This is a genomic window from Flavobacterium sp. ALJ2, from assembly GCF_015594725.1.
In the GTDB taxonomy this organism is placed as follows: domain Bacteria; phylum Bacteroidota; class Bacteroidia; order Flavobacteriales; family Flavobacteriaceae; genus Flavobacterium.
The window spans coordinates 47,688-64,745 of the sequence record NZ_JADNRC010000013.1; the positions used below are offsets into that span (position 1 = coordinate 47,688).

At 32.0% G+C, this 17,058-nt stretch carries 18 protein-coding genes; 9 read left to right on the forward strand and 9 right to left on the reverse strand.

Translation table 11 applies throughout. The features are described from left to right. Positions 1 to 27 precede the first annotated feature (27 nt). The 3 genes from IUY40_RS14925 to hemA form a co-directional block, all read right to left on the reverse strand. Positions 28 to 693: a uroporphyrinogen-III synthase gene (locus IUY40_RS14925; RefSeq protein ID WP_195737663.1), complete on the reverse strand. Its 666-nt coding sequence runs from the start codon at positions 691 to 693 to the stop codon at positions 28 to 30. Continuing rightward, positions 693 to 1,619: a hydroxymethylbilane synthase gene (gene hemC / locus IUY40_RS14930; RefSeq protein WP_195737664.1), complete on the reverse strand. Its 927-nt coding sequence runs from the start codon at positions 1,617 to 1,619 to the stop codon at positions 693 to 695. Before hemC ends, IUY40_RS14925 begins: the two co-directional genes overlap by 1 nt. A gap of 105 nt (positions 1,620 to 1,724) precedes the next feature. Further along, complete coding sequence (gene hemA / locus IUY40_RS14935) at positions 1,725 to 2,981, reverse strand: glutamyl-tRNA reductase (RefSeq protein WP_195737665.1); 1,257 nt, start codon at positions 2,979 to 2,981, stop codon at positions 1,725 to 1,727. Positions 2,982 to 3,209: 228 nt separating this feature from the next. Between hemA and IUY40_RS14940 the strand changes: the two genes are divergently transcribed. The 7 genes from IUY40_RS14940 (at position 3,210) to IUY40_RS14970 (ending at position 9,296) form a co-directional block, all read left to right on the forward strand. Next, on the forward strand, positions 3,210 to 4,082 hold the full coding sequence (locus IUY40_RS14940; RefSeq protein ID WP_195737666.1) for an AraC family transcriptional regulator: 873 nt from the start codon (positions 3,210 to 3,212) through the stop codon (positions 4,080 to 4,082). Between the two features lie 147 nt (positions 4,083 to 4,229). Continuing rightward, a complete protein-coding gene (gene hemH, locus IUY40_RS14945; RefSeq protein ID WP_195737667.1) occupies positions 4,230 to 5,249 on the forward strand; it encodes a ferrochelatase in 1,020 nt (339 codons plus the stop codon). A 22-nt stretch (positions 5,250 to 5,271) separates the two neighbouring features. Next, on the forward strand, positions 5,272 to 5,820 hold the full coding sequence (locus IUY40_RS14950; protein WP_195737668.1) for a CopD family protein: 549 nt from the start codon (positions 5,272 to 5,274) through the stop codon (positions 5,818 to 5,820). Between the two features lie 143 nt (positions 5,821 to 5,963). Continuing rightward, complete coding sequence (locus IUY40_RS14955) at positions 5,964 to 7,379, forward strand: ATP-binding protein (protein ID WP_195737724.1); 1,416 nt, start codon at positions 5,964 to 5,966, stop codon at positions 7,377 to 7,379. Positions 7,380 to 7,391: 12 nt separating this feature from the next. Beyond that, positions 7,392 to 8,174 carry an enoyl-CoA hydratase-related protein gene (locus IUY40_RS14960; protein WP_195737669.1) on the forward strand — a complete coding sequence of 261 codons (783 nt, stop codon included), beginning with the start codon at positions 7,392 to 7,394 and terminating at the stop codon, positions 8,172 to 8,174. 119 nt (positions 8,175 to 8,293) lie between these two features. After that, positions 8,294 to 8,698 carry a hypothetical protein gene (locus IUY40_RS14965; RefSeq protein ID WP_195737670.1) on the forward strand — a complete coding sequence of 135 codons (405 nt, stop codon included), beginning with the start codon at positions 8,294 to 8,296 and terminating at the stop codon, positions 8,696 to 8,698. 67 nt (positions 8,699 to 8,765) lie between these two features. Beyond that, entirely contained in the window at positions 8,766 to 9,296 is a 531-nt protein-coding gene (locus IUY40_RS14970; protein WP_195737671.1) for a hypothetical protein, read from the forward strand. Between the two features lie 130 nt (positions 9,297 to 9,426). Here the strand turns inward: IUY40_RS14970 and IUY40_RS14975 are convergent, their stop codons facing one another. The 3 genes from IUY40_RS14975 to IUY40_RS14985 form a co-directional block, all read right to left on the reverse strand. Beyond that, complete coding sequence (locus IUY40_RS14975; RefSeq protein ID WP_195737672.1) at positions 9,427 to 10,080, reverse strand: HD domain-containing protein; 654 nt, start codon at positions 10,078 to 10,080, stop codon at positions 9,427 to 9,429. Between the two features lie 234 nt (positions 10,081 to 10,314). Next, a complete protein-coding gene (locus tag IUY40_RS14980) occupies positions 10,315 to 11,307 on the reverse strand; it encodes an acyl-ACP desaturase (RefSeq protein ID WP_195737673.1) in 993 nt (330 codons plus the stop codon). Positions 11,308 to 11,317: 10 nt separating this feature from the next. Then, the gene (locus tag IUY40_RS14985) at positions 11,318 to 12,052 is read right to left on the reverse strand and encodes a lysophospholipid acyltransferase family protein (RefSeq protein WP_195737674.1); all 735 of its coding nucleotides are present in this window, start codon (positions 12,050 to 12,052) and stop codon (positions 11,318 to 11,320) included. Positions 12,053 to 12,178: 126 nt separating this feature from the next. On the opposite strand from IUY40_RS14985, the gene rnpA reads away from it, so the two are divergent. Together rnpA and IUY40_RS14995 are read left to right on the forward strand one after the other, a co-directional pair. Then, positions 12,179 to 12,601: a ribonuclease P protein component gene (gene rnpA / locus IUY40_RS14990; protein ID WP_195737675.1), complete on the forward strand. Its 423-nt coding sequence runs from the start codon at positions 12,179 to 12,181 to the stop codon at positions 12,599 to 12,601. A 97-nt stretch (positions 12,602 to 12,698) separates the two neighbouring features. After that, positions 12,699 to 14,336, forward strand: coding sequence for a S41 family peptidase (locus IUY40_RS14995; protein WP_195737676.1), 1,638 nt, complete (start codon positions 12,699 to 12,701; stop codon positions 14,334 to 14,336). Between the two features lie 103 nt (positions 14,337 to 14,439). Here IUY40_RS14995 and IUY40_RS15000 read toward each other — a convergent pair whose 3' ends face one another. From IUY40_RS15000 to IUY40_RS15010, 3 genes are all read right to left on the reverse strand, one after another. Then, positions 14,440 to 15,441 (reverse strand): hypothetical protein, encoded by a 1,002-nt coding sequence (locus IUY40_RS15000; protein ID WP_195737677.1) that lies wholly within the window; start codon positions 15,439 to 15,441, stop codon positions 14,440 to 14,442. Positions 15,442 to 15,558: 117 nt separating this feature from the next. Next, positions 15,559 to 16,005, reverse strand: coding sequence for a GNAT family N-acetyltransferase (locus IUY40_RS15005; RefSeq protein ID WP_195737678.1), 447 nt, complete (start codon positions 16,003 to 16,005; stop codon positions 15,559 to 15,561). A 36-nt stretch (positions 16,006 to 16,041) separates the two neighbouring features. After that, complete coding sequence (locus IUY40_RS15010) at positions 16,042 to 17,019, reverse strand: DUF4837 family protein (RefSeq protein WP_195737679.1); 978 nt, start codon at positions 17,017 to 17,019, stop codon at positions 16,042 to 16,044. Between the last annotated feature and the right edge of the window lie 39 nt (positions 17,020 to 17,058).

Sequence of the window (17,058 nt, forward strand, 5' to 3'; positions counted from 1 at the left end):
GCTACAAAGTGATAGATTTGCAAAGTTTTATTTATATTCGTGTAAAACATCTTCAATAACATCTTCAACAGTTGGTTGATCCGCGATGATGATGTTTTTAGTAATTTTTTCTAATGCTTCTGCCGTGGTTTCTCCAATACAAAAGCATTTTTCATTTTTAATCGTATTGTCTTTCAGATAACTTTCAATTCCAGATGGGCTATAAAACAAGATTCCATCTACTTTTGAATTAATTTTTTGAGGTGTCAAGGTAGTTTCATATACTTTAATCTCATTCAATTTTACCCCAGCATCTTTTAATGCTTTTGGCAGGGTTTCTCTACGAAGGTTTCCACTAAAAAAAGTATAACTTTCATTGGCATAAATCAGAGTTATTATTTCAGCTAAATCTGCGGCGTAACCAGTATAAGCTATAACATTAAATCCGCTTTCAGATAATAGAATCTTAGTTTTTAAACCAACACAAAAGACATTTTTACTTTTCAATTCTTCTGATTTCGGATCAGATAAAACGCTATGAACCGCATTCTGACTTGTAAATATCAAGTTTTCATTGATGTCTTGAATCTTAAAAGGTTTATTTTGAGTTTCGATGAAATTTACTTCAACTAAATCAATATTTGCTTTTTGTAATTCTTGTTTCTGAATACTCGAAAGTATTTTTGTAGATAATATTTGAATTGATTTTGCCATTATTTTTTTAGAGATTCTTTAATCGTTTTCATCAATTCAGCTCCACCATTCCCAAGAACTTCCTGCGCCATATTAAAACCTAATTTTTTCCATTCTTCAATTGGAACAGTCTTATCTATTTCAATTTTAACTTTTCCATCTAATGAAAATAAAACGCCTTGAAAATGAAGCGTATCTTCTTCTTCATTATATTGAACCAAAGCTCCTATTGGCGCTGAACAACCTCCTTCTAATGTTCTTAAAAACTGACGCTCGATATAGGTAACTATTTCTGTTTCGATGTCATTTAATTGCGTTAGTGCGTCCAATGAAAAATTATCACTTTCCATTGCAACAACAACCATTGCTCCTTGAGCTGGTGCAGGTATCATCCAATCTAGATTAATATAATCTTCTGGTTTTAAACCGATTCTTTCTAGTCCTGCTGCTGCAAAAACAGCCCCGCTCCAATCGTTATCTTTTAATTTTTGCATGCGCGTATTTACGTTTCCACGTAAATCGACTACCTTATGATTTGGGTATTTGTTTAACCATTGCGCTTGGCGACGTAAACTTCCTGTTGCAATAGTAGCTAATTCATTTAAGAAATTCAGATTACCTTTATGAACTAAAATATCCAATGAGTTGGCTCTTTCTAGAACGGCTGCTTGAACAATCCCTTTTGGTAGAGCCGTAGGAACATCTTTCATAGAATGCACTGCGATATCTATTTCGCCATTAATCATGGCAATATCTAGTGTTTTGGTAAAAATTCCTGTGATTCCCAGTTCGTAAAGTGGTTTATCCAGTAATATATCTCCTTGCGATTTAACTGCAATAATCTTGGTTTTATATCCTAAATCGTTTAGCTTTTTCTCGACTGTATGCGCTTGCCAAAGTGCCAATTCGCTATCGCGAGTTCCAATTCTTATAATTTTGTCTGCCATTTCTGTTTTTTAAAACCACTGTTTTATTTTTTTACCATTAAAATAGTAAGGACTGCCTTTATAACACAAAGCTTAATTTCTGTTAATCTCGTAATAGTTAAAATTTTATTTTGCGCTCACTCCAATTTTGAAGACTTTTTCAATCCATTCAATACTTTCATCTACCATAGTATCATCATCTTTAAGATGATTAGCAAAATGAGTTGTGATTTTATGAATAATTCTCGCACTGATTATTTCAGCTTGTTCCTCATTAAAATCGGCTATTTTTTTACTTTGAAAATCTAATTCTGATTTTTTTATTGCGTTCAGTTTTTCTTTCAAAGCATTGATAGTTGGTGCAAATTTTCGCCCTTTGGTCCAGGTTACAAATTCTTCCTTAATTTCTTCAATGATCGCTTCGGCAGCTGGAATATGTTTTTTACGATTTTCTAGTGTTTCGTCTGTAAGCTGTGACAAATAATCCATGTGGATTAAAGTAACTCCTTCCAGTTCTTCTACATTTTCATTTACGTTCTTAGGAATCGATAAATCCAAAATCAATAAAGGTTTTTTAAGATTTAAGATTGCTTTATCAACTGTAGGGTTTTGCGCTCCTGTTGCAACAACAACAACATCGGCTTTTTGTAGTTCAAGATGTAACTCTGAGTAATCTTTTACGATTAGATTTAATTTCCCAGCTAGTTTTTCGGCTTTATCTTTAGTACGATTTATCAAAGTAATATGTTCATTTTTAGTATGTTTTACTAAATTCTCACATGTATTTCTTCCAATCTTACCTGTACCAAATAACAAGATATTTTTGTTACCAATATCTTCTACATTTTTTATAATATACTGAACCGAAGCAAAAGATACCGAAGTGGCTCCTGAACTTATTTCGGTTTCATTTTTAATTTTTTTACTTGCCTGAATCACTGCGTTTATTAATCTTTCGATAAAAGTATTGGCTAAACCAAAAGATTTTGATTGTGTGAAGCTTGATTTTATTTGAGCAATAATTTCGAAATCTCCCAGAATCTGACTGTCTAAACCTGTTCCTACTTTAAAGAGATGATTAATTGCCTCATGATTTTTATATACGAAACCTACTCTTTGAAATTCTTCGATAGAGCCATTGCTATTTTCGCAAATCAATTTTATAAGTTGAAAAGGATGCTCGGCAAACCCATATATTTCGGTACGATTACATGTAGACGTAACTATTAAACTTTCAATTCCCTCATTCTTGGCTTGTTCCAGCAGGCGCATTTTTGCATCAGCGTCTAAACTAAACTTACCTCTAATCGCAGCATCAGCTTTTTTATAGCTCAGTCCAACTGAATAAAAATAGTGATGTTTCGATATGTTATTATTTTCCATAGATACCCTTGTCATAAAAGTGCAACAAAATTATCATTATACTATTTATAAAAGTAACGCTCAAAGTACTATTTGTGTCGCTATGTGTTTTTTTAATTCTAATTGGTTGTAATTATGTAAAAAACGCTATTTTTGTAGCAAAATCAAGTCTTTCGAATTGCTTTATTTAGAGCTGTTCTAAATAATATTTTGCTTTAAATTTCATTTTTAACAAAAAAAAATATCGCTATGAGTTCTCAAGAAATTATAAAAATTGAAGACGACTTTACGCTTATTCGTTTCCAGAATGACAGTTCGGACGCATTTAATGCCCAGCGAGAAATCGGTAGCGGCCTGATACAGTTTCACTTTGGTATAAAAGGAAAAGCAAAATTTCTGTTCAACCAAGGCAATTATGCTTTGGAACTACAAGAAGAAAAATCATTACTTTTATATAACCCTCAAAAAGAATTACCGCTTCATTTAGAACTCGCTCCTAATTCTTGGGTTATATCTGTAATTGTTTCTATCAAGAAATTTCATGCATTATTCTCTACCGAAGCTGATTACATTACTTTTTTGAGTGCTGATAACAAGGATAAAAAATATTATAACGAAGGAAACATTAGTCCATCAATGGCAATTGTCCTGAGTCAGCTATTTCATTATAATCTACATCCCTCTATAAAAAACCTGTATTACAAAGGCAAAGGATATGAATTATTGAGTTTATATTTTAATAGAACAGAAGATCCAAATGCCGAACAATGTCCTTTTTTAATCGATGAAGACAATGTTTTAAAAATACGAAAAGCCAAAGAAATTATTATTGCCAATATGTCCGAACCACCAGGTTTACAAGAATTGGCCGATGAAATTGGTTTAAATTTGAAAAAGCTAAAAATGGGTTTCAAACAGATTTATGGCGATACTGTTTATGGTTTTTTATTTGATTATAAAATGGATTATGCTCGAAAATTACTAGACAGCGGTTCTTATAATGTAAACGAAGTAGGCCTGAAAATAGGATATAGCACTGGGAGTCATTTTATTGCTGCTTTTAAAAAGAAGTTTGCAACCACTCCAAAAAAATATTTGATGTCGATAAATACCAATATTTAAAATCAATATCAATTTTATATATCAAACAATAATTAAAAAATAGTTAATCACAATTTAACAAAAAGTAAGAATATATACTTTTGAACAAAATTCAAACAATCAAACGCTTAAAGCCTAGCGCTTAAAGCCTAAAGCAATAAAATAACAATGAAAGGCGTATTATTAGTAAATCTGGGTTCCCCTGAAAGTCCAACTCCAAAAGACGTAAAACCATATTTAGATGAATTTTTAATGGATAAATACGTAATTGACGTTCCGTATTTATTGAGAGCATTACTAGTTCGTGGAATCATCTTAAGAAAAAGACCAGAAGAATCAGCACATGCTTATGAAAAAATTTGGTGGGATGAAGGTTCTCCTCTTGTTGTTCTTTCTGAAAGAATGCAAAAGAAAATACAGCCTCTAGTTGATATTCCTGTTGCACTAGCGATGCGCTATGGTACTATGACAATCGAAAAAGGGTTACAAGAATTACATGAAAAAGGGGTTACTGAAGTATTACTTTTTCCGTTGTATCCTCAATATGCAATGGCATCGACTTTGACTATTTTAGTTAAAGCTGAAGAGATTCGTAAAAAGAAATTCCCACAAATGACTTTCACTGATGTTCCTGCATTTTACAATAAACCAGATTATATTAAAAACCTTGCAGATTCTATCCAAAAAAATCTAGTTGGTTTTGATTACGATCATTTATTATTTTCTTACCACGGAATTCCTGAGCGTCATATTCGTAAAACAGACATAACAAAATCACATTGCAAAATTGATGGTTCTTGTTGTAGTACACCATCTCCAGCACATGATTTTTGCTACCGTCACCAATGTTATGAAACCACAAGACAAGTTGTGAAATTGTTAGGACTTCCTGCTGATAAATATAGTTTAACTTTCCAATCACGCTTAGCTGGTGACAAATGGCTTGAACCTTATACCGATGTTGAAATTAATAAAATGCCCGGTAAAGGAATCAAAAATTTAGCAGTTGTAACTCCTGCTTTTGTTTCTGATTGTTTAGAAACATTAGAAGAAATTGCCATGCGTGCTAAAGAAGATTTTCAAGAAAATGGTGGTGGAGAGTTCCTTGCTATTCCATGTTTAAATGATGATGATGAATGGTGCGTAACGGTAAGTAATTGGATTAAAGAATGGCAAAATAAAAACTAGAAAACTCTTTTAGATACATTTTATGGAATATTACAATTACCTAAAATCACTTCACCTCATCTTTGTAATCACTTGGTTTGCTGGATTGTTTTATATCGTTCGGTTGTTTGTTTATCAAATTGAGGCCAATGACAAACCATCTCCAGAAAAAGAAATTTTGCAAAAACAATACAAGATAATGACGTATCGATTGTGGTATATTATTACTTGGCCATCAGCAGTTTTGACAAGTATATTTGCTTTTTGGATGTTATTTTTTACCGATTTGGGTAAATCTTGGTTACAGATGCCATGGATGCACGTAAAACTTTGCTTCGTATTTTTATTATATTTATATCATGGAAAATGTCATCAGATATTCAAGCAATTGCAAAATGACAATGTAAAATACACCACTAATTTCATGCGTTTGTGGAATGAAGGTGCAACAATAATCTTGTTTTCAGTAGTGTTCTTGGTTGTTTTAAAAAATGCTGTAAACTGGATTTATGGTGTCATTGGAATTATATTATTCTCTGTTTTAATTATGCTGGGATTTCAATTTTACAAAAGAATACGAGAGAAAAAATAGTTTTTTAGTTTCAAGTTTCAGAGTTCAAGTTGCCAATCGCAACAGAATCTGAAACCTGAAACTTGAAACAAAGAAAACAAAAATTTATGCTCAAGAACTTCAAAATGTCAATGCTTTCGTTGCGTGTAAGGATATTCCTTTCGATGATTTTATTGATTATTGTTGCTTCTGTTTTACTGGCTTCCATTTCTATTATTCAATTTAAGAATGAGGCGAAAGAATACCATCAAGAGCGTTTAGAACGTAAAGAAAATGCTGTAAAAGAACACATCAACTATGTTCTGTCTACAACAACCTATCCTTTAAAAACGGCTAACTTAGATTTGATTTTTAAAGATAAGATTCATGAATTGGCTCAAATTCATAATATCGAAATTAATATCTATAGCCTTAAAGGAGAACTTTTAAAATCATCTAAAGAATCCTTTGCAGTTGATAAAGTCTCTCCGCCAATCCCTGAATACATTTTAAAACTAGTACGTTCTTCTATAGAAAAACGTTTTGTAGATATAAAAACCCAAGACGGTATAAAAAATCGTTCTTCTTATAGTTTGATTAAAGATGAAAAATTCAAGCCCCTTGGTATCTTAAACTTACCGTATATAGAAGATGATGGCTATTATGAGAATGAATTGAATACTTTCCTGATTCGTTTGGGTCAAGTATATTCGTTTATGCTGATTGTAGCATTTGCATTGGCGTATTTCTTGTCAACCTATATTACCAAATCATTAAAAACCATTTCGGATAAACTAAGTGAAACCAATCTGAATCAGAAAAATGAAATGATTGTTTTAGAAGCGAGTAGCAAGGAGATTAATTTCTTGATCAAGTCTTACAACGGAATGGTGGAAAAGCTTGAAAAAAGCGCCATAAAGCTAGCTCAAAGCGAACGTGAAGAAGCTTGGCGAGAAATGGCAAAACAAGTAGCACACGAAATTAAAAACCCTCTTACGCCAATGCGTTTAACAGTACAGAGTTTTCAAAGAAAATTTGATCCTACAGCTCCTGATGTTAAACAAAAACTAAATGATTATTCCGAAACACTAATTCAGCAAATAGACACTATGACTGCTGTAGCTTCAGCATTTTCAAATTTCGCTTCGATGCCTGCTCAACAAAATGAAACATTAAATGTTGTAGAAGTTGTGGAGCTTTCTTTGGATATTTTTAATGAAGAATATCTTATTTTTCAAAGCGATGAAGAGGAAATAATTTCGAAAATGGATCGAACACAGCTTATCCGAATTATCACCAATTTGGTTAAAAATGCTACTCAAGCTATTCCTGAAATTCAAAACAACAAATCGATTATGGTTACAGTAAAACGAAAGAGTGACAATGTTGAAATTACTGTAAAAGATAATGGAGTAGGAATACAAAAACAAGATATTGATCGTGTTTTTGAACCAAAATTCACCACTAAGAACAGCGGAATGGGTCTTGGGCTCGGAATTATAAAAAACATCATCGAAAATTATAAAGGAACAATTACCTTTGAAACAGAATACGGAAAAGGAACCACTTTTACGGTTACATTACCAATTACAAATTCATAAAACAACAGTATCATGAACTACGAAAACATACTAATCTCAATTGAAGAGAAAATTGCAACAATTACGATTAACCGTCCAACTAAGCTTAATGCTTTGAACAAAAAGACAATTAATGATTTGCAGAAAGCTTTTAAACTATTAGCTAAAAACAATGATGTTCGTGTGATTGTTTTAACTGGAAGTGGCGAAAAAGCATTTGTAGCTGGAGCCGATATTTCAGAATTTGCTAATTATACTATCGAAGAAGGAACTGCTTTGGCTGCCGATGGTCAAGAAAAATTATTTGATTTTATCGAAAACCTTAAAAAACCAGTTATTGCTGCTATTAACGGTTTTGCTCTTGGTGGCGGATTAGAATTAGCAATGGCTTGTCATTTCAGAATTGCATCTGATAATGCAAAAATGGGATTACCTGAAGTTTCTCTAGGTCTTATACCAGGATATGGCGGAACACAGCGTTTACCTCAACTTATCGGTAAAGGTCGTGCAATGGAAATGATTATGACTGCAGGAATGCTTAACGCAGAAGAAGCAAAACAATATGGATTAGTTAATCACGTAGTCCCTCAAGCGGAACTAATCACTTATTGCAATGGTATTGCAGAAAAAATAATAAAGAATGCTCCAATTGCTATTTCTAAAGCTATAAAAGCTATAAATGCTAATTATAAAGATGGAAAAAACGGTTACGAGGTAGAAATAAAATCTTTCGGAAAATGCTTCGGAACTAAAGACTTCATCGAAGGAACTACTGCATTTTTAGAAAAAAGAAAAGCTGTTTTTACTGGGAAATAGGTTTCTTAACTGCAAAGAACGATAAGCTTTTATGCTTAGTTTGTAGAGAAAATTTAAGCAAAGCATCACGTACTTTACGAATAAATCCTAAACCACAAAAATAATATTAAAATAATATCATGTCTTACGAATCCATATTAAACGAATTTTGGCTAAAAGTAAAAAAAAGTATCCAGAGCGGAACTTTTGCTAAACTAACATTGGCCAAAACAATTGGTGATACTGAACTAAAGAACATATATATTCGCCTTGTCATAAACGAAGACGATACTACTTATGGTGTTTCTCTTACTGCACGTTATAAAACTGAAGAAATAGAAAGTTTCCACACACTTGACGAAGCATTTATTGTACTAGCTCCTTATATCAAAAATCCATTTCTAACCGCTTTATTGTTTACAACAGTCGCCGATATTACTTTTAAAGTGAACAAAAAAAATGTGGGAAGTATTATCGAACAAGCACCCACATTTAAAAATGCATCTCCTGTAATGCTGGAGATGATTGAGAAAGGTATTGTCTAAAAACAAATAGGAATATATTTTTTACCTAACAAAATGAATTAATAATTCAAACCAATAATTTTACTTAATGAAAACTACCGTAACATCTTTATTATTAATAGTCTCTCTTTTAATGAGTACTGTAACTTTTGCTCAAAGCACCATGAAAGAGTACAAAGCTGGACATACATTTAATGTAAGTTTACCAGATTACATGAAAAAAACTGTCGACTTAAACAACTCTGCAGCGATACAATATAAAAACGAAGTGAAAAATATTTACGGAATAGTCATTTTCGATATCAAAGAACAATTAGAACTTCTGAGTATGGATTACACTTCTATTACAGATTTTTATGAAGACTTCATCAAAGATTTCTTAAAAGATGAAGAAAAAAGAACGGTGTCAAATTTAAAATCAACAAAAAAAGGCGATATTAACTTTATAGAGTCTGATGCAAGCTATTTTGATAAAGAAATCAATAATAGTATTTACTACCATGTTGGGATTGTAGAAACCAAAACTGCTTATTATAAAGTCTTATCTTGGTCATCTTTAGAGGACAAAGACAAATACAAAGCTGATTTTCAAAAAATACTATACAGCATCAAAGAATAAAAAAGAGAGCCAAAGTTAATTGATAAACTTTGGCTCTCTTTTTTCTGAATCTTAAAAGCATTTATTTTTTATCGTTTACATAACTAAAAACATAATACAAATGCCTAAAACTGATATTAGAAACTAACTACTATTTAGCCCCTTCCCATTCAGCATAAAATTGAGAAAGGAATGTTTCCATAAAATAATGTCTTTCTGCGGCGATTTGTTTTCCAGTTTCTGTATTCATTTTATCTTTAAGCAACAATAATTTCTCATAAAAATGATTAATTGTTGGCGCGTTATTCTTTTTATATTCTTCTTTAGTCATATTGGTAATCGGAGCAATACTAGGATCGTAGATAGTTCTGTCCTTGAATCCTCCATAATGAAATGCCCTTGCAATCCCAATTGCACCAATTGCATCTAAACGATCTGCATCTTGTACGATATCCAATTCGATAGAGCTAAATTTTTTCTCAAAATTTCCTCCCTTGTATGATATGTTTTCGATAATCTTTACAACATGTGCTATATTCTCTTCGGATACATTCTCTGATTCCAGAAATAACCGTGCTGTCCTAGGCCCAATAGTCTCGTCTCCGTTATGAAACTTACTATCGGCGATATCATGCAACAAAGCCCCTAATTTCACCACTGTGACATCACAAGGAGTGTTTTTAGAAATTAAAAGTGCATTTTTATATACTCGTTCAATATGAAACCAATCATGCCCACCTTCGGCATCATTTAGCTTTTCTTTTACAAAAGCGATTGTTTTGCTTATTAAGTCCAAATTATTCATATTCATGTATTCAATTAATGCTTCTCTGCAAGACTAAAAATAGCACACAGATTATTCAGATTAAGCGGATTTAAAACAGATAGGTTAAATCTAAATCCTATTTTAAATAAAAATGTTGATTATTAAAGTCTTTAAAACACTAACAATCAACATAAATATTTATATTTTTTAAAGTTCTGTTTCAAAGTTGAAATTCAATTTAAAATTTTAACCCTAAACTTAGAAATCTTAAACTTAAAGTCTTGCTGGCTCTACCCATTTAAAGATATGTGATTCTTGAGGAATAATTAATCTTTCAGAAATTTTAGCCATTCTTCCTGGTAATTTCATCAAATAATCACGGGCTTTTTCAGCTTCATCTGTAAGACCACCGATTTTGTCAATCTCCCATTTTTCAATTAACTTCTGCATGATATCAACATAATCACTAGCTGTGTATACTCCTATACGCTGCGCGGAATCAGAGAATTGCTCAAAAGCAGAACTTATTTTTTGTCCAGATTCTCTCAAGAAGTGTGCAGGCATAACGATTTTTGCTTTCATCATATATTGAAAAGCAAGCATCATTTCGCTAGGATCTACTTGAAAAATACGCGTAACAAATTCGCTATATGCATGATGATGACGCATTTCGTCACCAGCAATCATTTTACACATTTTAGATAATTTGTTATCTCCATATTTCTTAGCCATTTGTGCCACTCTGTTATGTGAAACATAAGTTGCAAGCTCCTGAAAACTAGTATATACAAAGTTTTTGTATGGATCTGTTCCTGTTCCGATATCAAAACCATCATTGATTAAGTGTTGGGTAGTCATTTCTATCTCGCGCATGTTCACACGACCAGACAAATACAAATATTTGTTTAGTAAGTCACCATGACGATTTTCTTCACCTGTCCACTGTCTGAGCCATTTAGACCAACCGTTCCCACCATTTTCAACTTGATCAATACCTTCTACATCCATTAACCAAGATTCATAAGTAGGCAAAGCCTCTTCAGTGATAGTATCACCTACTAAAGTTACCCAAAAATCGTATGGTAAATCTTTGGCTATTTCGCGTAGTTCTTTTACTTCTTCAAAAAAAGTATCTTTTTCAGAATTGGGTAAAAAATCTGACGGCTGCCAAATCTTTTCAACCGGTATTAAATACTGTTCAACGAAACTGTCCACGTTTTTCTCTAAAAACTGCATTACTTCTAATCGAATGTTCTTTATAGACATTTTATATAATTTAAATTTTAACTCCTTCTACTACAGCCTTTTCCGACTTATTCATAATCGTTGCAAAATCATAATCTTTAACTGCTAACGGTTTATGAATGGTAAAGGTAAGGTGATTTCCTAAACCCACGGGAAAAAAGCCAAATTTTACCATTTTCCACGAGTTATTAATACTAACTGGTACAACATATGCAGATGGTGCATATTTGCATAATATTTTCAAACCGTTTTGTGCAAATTCTTTAGGTTTTCCGGTTTTACTGCGAGTGCCTTCGGGGAATATTACGGCAGCACGATTGTATTTTTCAATATATTCAGATAATCCTTTAATTGCAGGAATGGCTTGTTTAGAGTCTTTTCGGTCAATTAGGACTGAACCTCCATGACGTAAATTAAAAGATACACTTGGTATTCCTGAACCTAACTCTTTCTTACTTACAAATTTACAATGAAAACGACGTAAATACCAAATCATTGCCACAATATCATACATACTTTGATGATTTGAGACAAAAATAATAGGAACTCCTTTCGGAATTAACTCTCTATTCTCGAATTTATAAGTTGTACCGATAAGATTTGTACATTTTATCAAAAAGAAATTAAGATAATCTACACTTTTTTTATGCGCTTGATATCCAAAAACATTAAGACAAACCCATTGAATCGGATGGAAAATGGCTAAGCAAAATCCAAAACACAAATAATAAACAACGGATATAGGGTATGAAATTAGTTTTTGCATGCTTAAAAAATTAGGTGCAAAAGTAATAAATATATTTTTAGTGCTAATTAAATCGCAAATAATAATAGGTAAGTTGTTAAATTGTACCTTTGTGGCATAATTCACAGTATTTTCCTAAACTTAAAGATGAGCTTTACTTACCCAAAAAACGAACGCCTAAAAAGCAAAACAACAATTGGACTACTATTTTCTGAAGGTAAATCAGTTTCTAAATATCCGTTGCGATTAGTTTATTATTCTGGTGATATAAAGCAAGATGAGAAAATAAAAATGGGGGTTTCGGTATCCAAAAAATATTTCAAAAAAGCCGTTGATCGCAATTACTTCAAACGTGTTTTACGTGAAACCTACCGATTAAACAAGCACATTTTACTTGATAATTTGGACAAGCCCTATTCGTTTATGTTTTTTTATCAGACAAAAGACAAATTATCTTATAACGAAATCAACACCAAAACGGTTCAGTTGTTTGAAAAATTTTTACTTCAGATAAACCCAAGTCCTACTCCTGAGCCAAAAACAGATTTACAAAACGATACTATTCAATAACTTTTGACCTTGTAAATCGTGTTTCCCTCTAGACTCACGTTATTGTTGCTGAATTATTCTTATTTTAGTACTCTGAAATTTAAGATAAATCACAAACATGGTCACGTTTTTCAAAAAAAAAATTATAATCCCTATTGTTGCAGCTGCATTTTTATTCATTGGAACCAGTTTCAAGGATGACTTCTTTGAAATTGCAAAGCAAATAGAAATCTTCACAACTTTATTCAAAGCTGTTAATACCAATTATGTAGACGAAACCAATCCTGGTGATTTAATGGACAAAGCCATTAAGAGTATGTTGGGAAGTTTAGACCCTTATACTGTTTACTTTAATGAGCAAGATGTCATAAATTTTAAAATTAACAATACTGGAGAATACACAGGTATTGGAGCCTTGATTACTCGCAAAGCCGATCGATTAATTATAAAAGAACAGTATAAAGATTATCCTGCCGATAAAGCGGGACTTAAAGCTGGCGATGAAATCATTCAGATTGGTGATGTATTAATTGCTGATTTTAAAGACGATGCTTCACAATTGCTTAAAGGTGCTAAAAACACCAAAATTGCTATTAAGTATCTACGTCAGGGAAAAACAAATACTACTGATATTATTCTAAATGAAATTGATATTAAATCGGTTCCTTTCTTTGGAATGATAGATGCTAAAACTGGCTATATTGTTTTGGCTCATTTTAGCCGTAAAGCTTCTGCCGAAACTCAAAATGCATTAGAACAGCTTAAACGCGATGGCGCTACTCAGATTGTTTTGGATTTAAGAGGAAATCCTGGTGGTCTCCTAAATGAAGCGGTAAACATTTGCAATCTTTTTGTTCCGAAGAACGAAGTTATTGTAACTACTAAATCAAGAATCGAAAAGCATAACAATACCTATAAAACTACCAAAGAGCCAATAGATACTCAAATTCCATTAGCAATTTTAGTTAACGGAAGAAGTGCTTCGGCATCTGAGATTGTTTCGGGAGCATTACAAGATTTAGACCGTGCAGTTGTTCTTGGAAGCCGCAGTTTTGGAAAAGGTCTGGTACAACGTTCTGTTGATCTTACTTATGGAACTCAATTAAAAGTAACTATTTCTCGCTACTATACTCCTTCTGGACGTTGCATTCAGGCTCTAGACTATGCTCATAAAGACAAAAATGGTGTCGCTATAAAAACGGATGCTAAAAATTTTAATGCTTTTAAAACTAGAAAAGGAAGAACTGTTTATGATGGTGGTGGGGTTATGCCTGATATCGAATTAGACGAAACTAAATTGAGCGCTATTACCAATGCTTTATTGAAAAACGATGGTATTTTTGACTACGCAACAAGTTATTATTATAAAAATCCAAATCTTGGAACTCAAATTCCAACAATAACTGATTCTGATTATAGTAGCTTCAAACAGTTTTTAAAAACTAATAAAATTACTTTTGATACAGAAACGGAAGTCGCTTTAAAGAATACTTTAGCTGCTGCCAAAAAAGAAAAAATAGACGAAACGATTACTTCAGAATATCAGCAATTACTAAATGCTCTTGAAAAAAGCGAAACTACTTTGCTTGACAAGAACCAAAAAGAAATCAAGAATCTAATTCTAGAAGAGTTAATAAAAAGATACCAATATCAAGAAGGTTTGTATCAATACTATATTAAGAACAATTCGGAGATTAAAAAGGCCGTTGGAGTCTTGAACAATCAAACGGAATATAAATCTATCTTAAAGATGTAATTCAATAAAAATAGATTTTATAAAAAAATGCAAAAAGGAATGTTTTCTTTTTACATTTTTTTTTTGGAAGTACAAGTCTATACCTTAAAATTAATTTTCATCATTATAAAGTGAGCCAATTAACTACATCTTTAAATACTTCATCCCAATGATAGCTATCCTCTAAAGGATTTCCGTTAACATCAAATTCTTTCTTTTCATAATTATGGCTGTAGTTAGGATAAGCTTTGAGTTTTATATTACTTTTTGGTAATAAGAAAGGTAGTAAATCATTGTGTGCTGAACCTATATCGGCCGATCCATACACAACCAATATTGGATTTTTAAATTTTCGTAGGCTCTCATAACTCATGTGTTCGTTATAACTCAACCAGTTATTAAAATCTATATCATCCTTATACGTTATCTTACTTACTGGAATGTTTTTATAAACATCGATTAAATTATCAATTTCTAATTGAGAAGCTTCATCATTATTTGTTCCAAAGCCCTTAACTCTCTCACGCAAAATGCTTTCGGTTACTCTATTAAAAGGATCTGCCGACATACAAACTAGTTTTGCAATTTTTGTATTGCTCTCTGCTAGTTTACACGCTACTCTGTAACCTTCAGAATGTCCGATAACAAAGATGGAATCTTTTATGACCCTTTTATCATTATATAAATAGTTTATAACCGATTGTACCTGACTAACTCTGTATCCTAAATTATTGTTTTTTAAATACTCTAGAGGTACTTCTCCGTTTGCATCAAGATAACCGTTTGCATCTTTATCGTAACTGCCGATTAAAGGAATTCCTTTTCTTGCAATAATGATAAAATTAAATTTTTCAGAATACTCTTTAATACTAAACGGAATCAGAGAATTAGATACTTCTTGATTATAAAAAATTACTGGTAAAGGCAAGGAACCCTGAACAAATAAAACTGTTGGTTTTGGCACTTTAGATTCACTTTTAGACATCAAAAACACAATTGTATCCTTCTTTGTCTTTAGGGATATTTTATCAAACCCCGCTTTTTGCAAATGGAAATCTTCTCCACTTTGTGCATGCATAACAAAACACGAAAATGAAGCTATTATAAAATATCTAAACATGCTCATTTATCAAATTTAAATTGTTTCTATATTTTTACAGAAACAAATATATCCTATAAATATCATTTTTACTAATCGGCTATTTAATTTGAATGTTTGGACAAAGCCAAAAAATATTAGTAATTAACTTTTAATCATTTCAATATGCGGAATATCGTCTTCCAGATACATTTCGCTGGTTTGTATAAAACCATGGCTTTCGTAGAATTTTTTCAAATATAATTGCGCTCCAATTGTAATATCGGTTTTACCAAAATTGGTTTTAATTGCTGCAATTGCTTCTGTCATTAAATCATGTCCCCATTTTTTATCACGATAATCAGGACTTACAACAACTCTACCTATTGAAGCATTATCAAAACTAATTCCTGCATCAAAAAGTCGTGCATGTGCCACAATTTTACCTTCATACTCGCCCATTAGGTGCAATGCAAGTTTGTCCTTTCCATCAATATCTAAATAAACGCAGTTTTGTTCCACGACAAAAACTTCGCTTCTTAATTTTAGAGTATCATATAGTTCGTGAACAGTTAATGCCTCAAAAGGCTTTATTTTCCAAATTGGTTTCATTCGTAATAGTATAATCTGATTTTGTAATAAAGAATATTATCGGTTGTTAATTTTAACCGATTTGATAATGGCTTCCAACTCTAACATTGAATCTCGTTCTTCATGCGAAGGGGAATAACAAAATCCTTCAAGAACCAATATCCGATTATAGGCCTTATCAATAATTGCATAATTAATGAATGGTCCTGTCATGAAATCATTTCTTAAATCCCAAGTTCCTTTAGTTTCATAAGCTTTTTTTCCGTCAATACTAATTTTAGAAAAATAGGGTGCATAGGCTTCTTCGGTGATCATTCGGGTATTTGGTTCTCTGCCCTTAATATACCTTCCTACTGAATCTCGCATTCTGACAATATTACCCACAATATCGGAATTCTTGGTAATATTATTTATTGGAACTTGATATATAAGCAAACTAGTGCTCCCGCTTGCCATTTCTTTTTTTAGCCAAATAAAATTACGCTTGTGTAATACAAAATTATATCCCGTTGGAACATCTAGCTTTATGTGAAACTTATTATTAAGAATTGCAGGATCCAACAATGATTTGCTATTAATTCTCTGACATTCTGCAATTTCTGTTTCTCTGATAATTCGAATAATCTGTGGTGTATGAATTTCAAAGGCATTTATAATATCCGAAACTGATTTCCCTGATATTCGAAACACATTCTGTGGTGATGTGTAAACATTTTTTGTAATCTCGAATTTACTAACATTTGATTTTTTAACCACAATAATATTTCGCCCATCGGTCATAAAACCTTCTAATATTTTGGCTGGATATTGATTTATTGTAAATAATGGCTCTTCTTGGATGAGCCCAATTACTGGTGAAGCAAATTTATTTCGGATGCTGTCTCCTACTTCTCCATACCACAACTGATCGTCTATAATGATCGATATTGTGTTTATCTTACTGCTATTCTTGTGCTGATGTATCCTCTCATTCTTTTTAAGACATGAGAAAAACAAAAATGGGATTATAAGCAATAAAAAATGGGTTTTATTCATTTTTAATTTTTAGTTAAGTTCTGAAATAAAACCCAAATT

Bases quoted from the DNA above. Each gene is read 5' to 3' on its own strand.
- IUY40_RS14925 (WP_195737663.1), bottom strand. From the start codon at position 693: ATGGCAAAATCAATTCAAATATTATCTACAAAAATACTTTCGAGTATT.
- hemC (WP_195737664.1), bottom strand. From the start codon at position 1,619: ATGGCAGACAAAATTATAAGAATTGGAACTCGCGATAGCGAATTGGCA.
- hemA (WP_195737665.1), bottom strand. From the start codon at position 2,981: ATGGAAAATAATAACATATCGAAACATCACTATTTTTATTCAGTTGGA.
- IUY40_RS14940 (WP_195737666.1), top strand. From the start codon at position 3,210: ATGAGTTCTCAAGAAATTATAAAAATTGAAGACGACTTTACGCTTATT.
- hemH (WP_195737667.1), top strand. From the start codon at position 4,230: ATGAAAGGCGTATTATTAGTAAATCTGGGTTCCCCTGAAAGTCCAACT.
- IUY40_RS14950 (WP_195737668.1), top strand. From the start codon at position 5,272: ATGGAATATTACAATTACCTAAAATCACTTCACCTCATCTTTGTAATC.
- IUY40_RS14955 (WP_195737724.1), top strand. From the start codon at position 5,964: ATGATTTTATTGATTATTGTTGCTTCTGTTTTACTGGCTTCCATTTCT.
- IUY40_RS14960 (WP_195737669.1), top strand. From the start codon at position 7,392: ATGAACTACGAAAACATACTAATCTCAATTGAAGAGAAAATTGCAACA.
- IUY40_RS14965 (WP_195737670.1), top strand. From the start codon at position 8,294: ATGTCTTACGAATCCATATTAAACGAATTTTGGCTAAAAGTAAAAAAA.
- IUY40_RS14970 (WP_195737671.1), top strand. From the start codon at position 8,766: ATGAAAACTACCGTAACATCTTTATTATTAATAGTCTCTCTTTTAATG.
- IUY40_RS14975 (WP_195737672.1), bottom strand. From the start codon at position 10,080: ATGAATAATTTGGACTTAATAAGCAAAACAATCGCTTTTGTAAAAGAA.
- IUY40_RS14980 (WP_195737673.1), bottom strand. From the start codon at position 11,307: ATGTCTATAAAGAACATTCGATTAGAAGTAATGCAGTTTTTAGAGAAA.
- IUY40_RS14985 (WP_195737674.1), bottom strand. From the start codon at position 12,052: ATGCAAAAACTAATTTCATACCCTATATCCGTTGTTTATTATTTGTGT.
- rnpA (WP_195737675.1), top strand. From the start codon at position 12,179: ATGAGCTTTACTTACCCAAAAAACGAACGCCTAAAAAGCAAAACAACA.
- IUY40_RS14995 (WP_195737676.1), top strand. From the start codon at position 12,699: ATGGTCACGTTTTTCAAAAAAAAAATTATAATCCCTATTGTTGCAGCT.
- IUY40_RS15000 (WP_195737677.1), bottom strand. From the start codon at position 15,441: ATGAGCATGTTTAGATATTTTATAATAGCTTCATTTTCGTGTTTTGTT.
- IUY40_RS15005 (WP_195737678.1), bottom strand. From the start codon at position 16,005: ATGAAACCAATTTGGAAAATAAAGCCTTTTGAGGCATTAACTGTTCAC.
- IUY40_RS15010 (WP_195737679.1), bottom strand. From the start codon at position 17,019: ATGAATAAAACCCATTTTTTATTGCTTATAATCCCATTTTTGTTTTTC.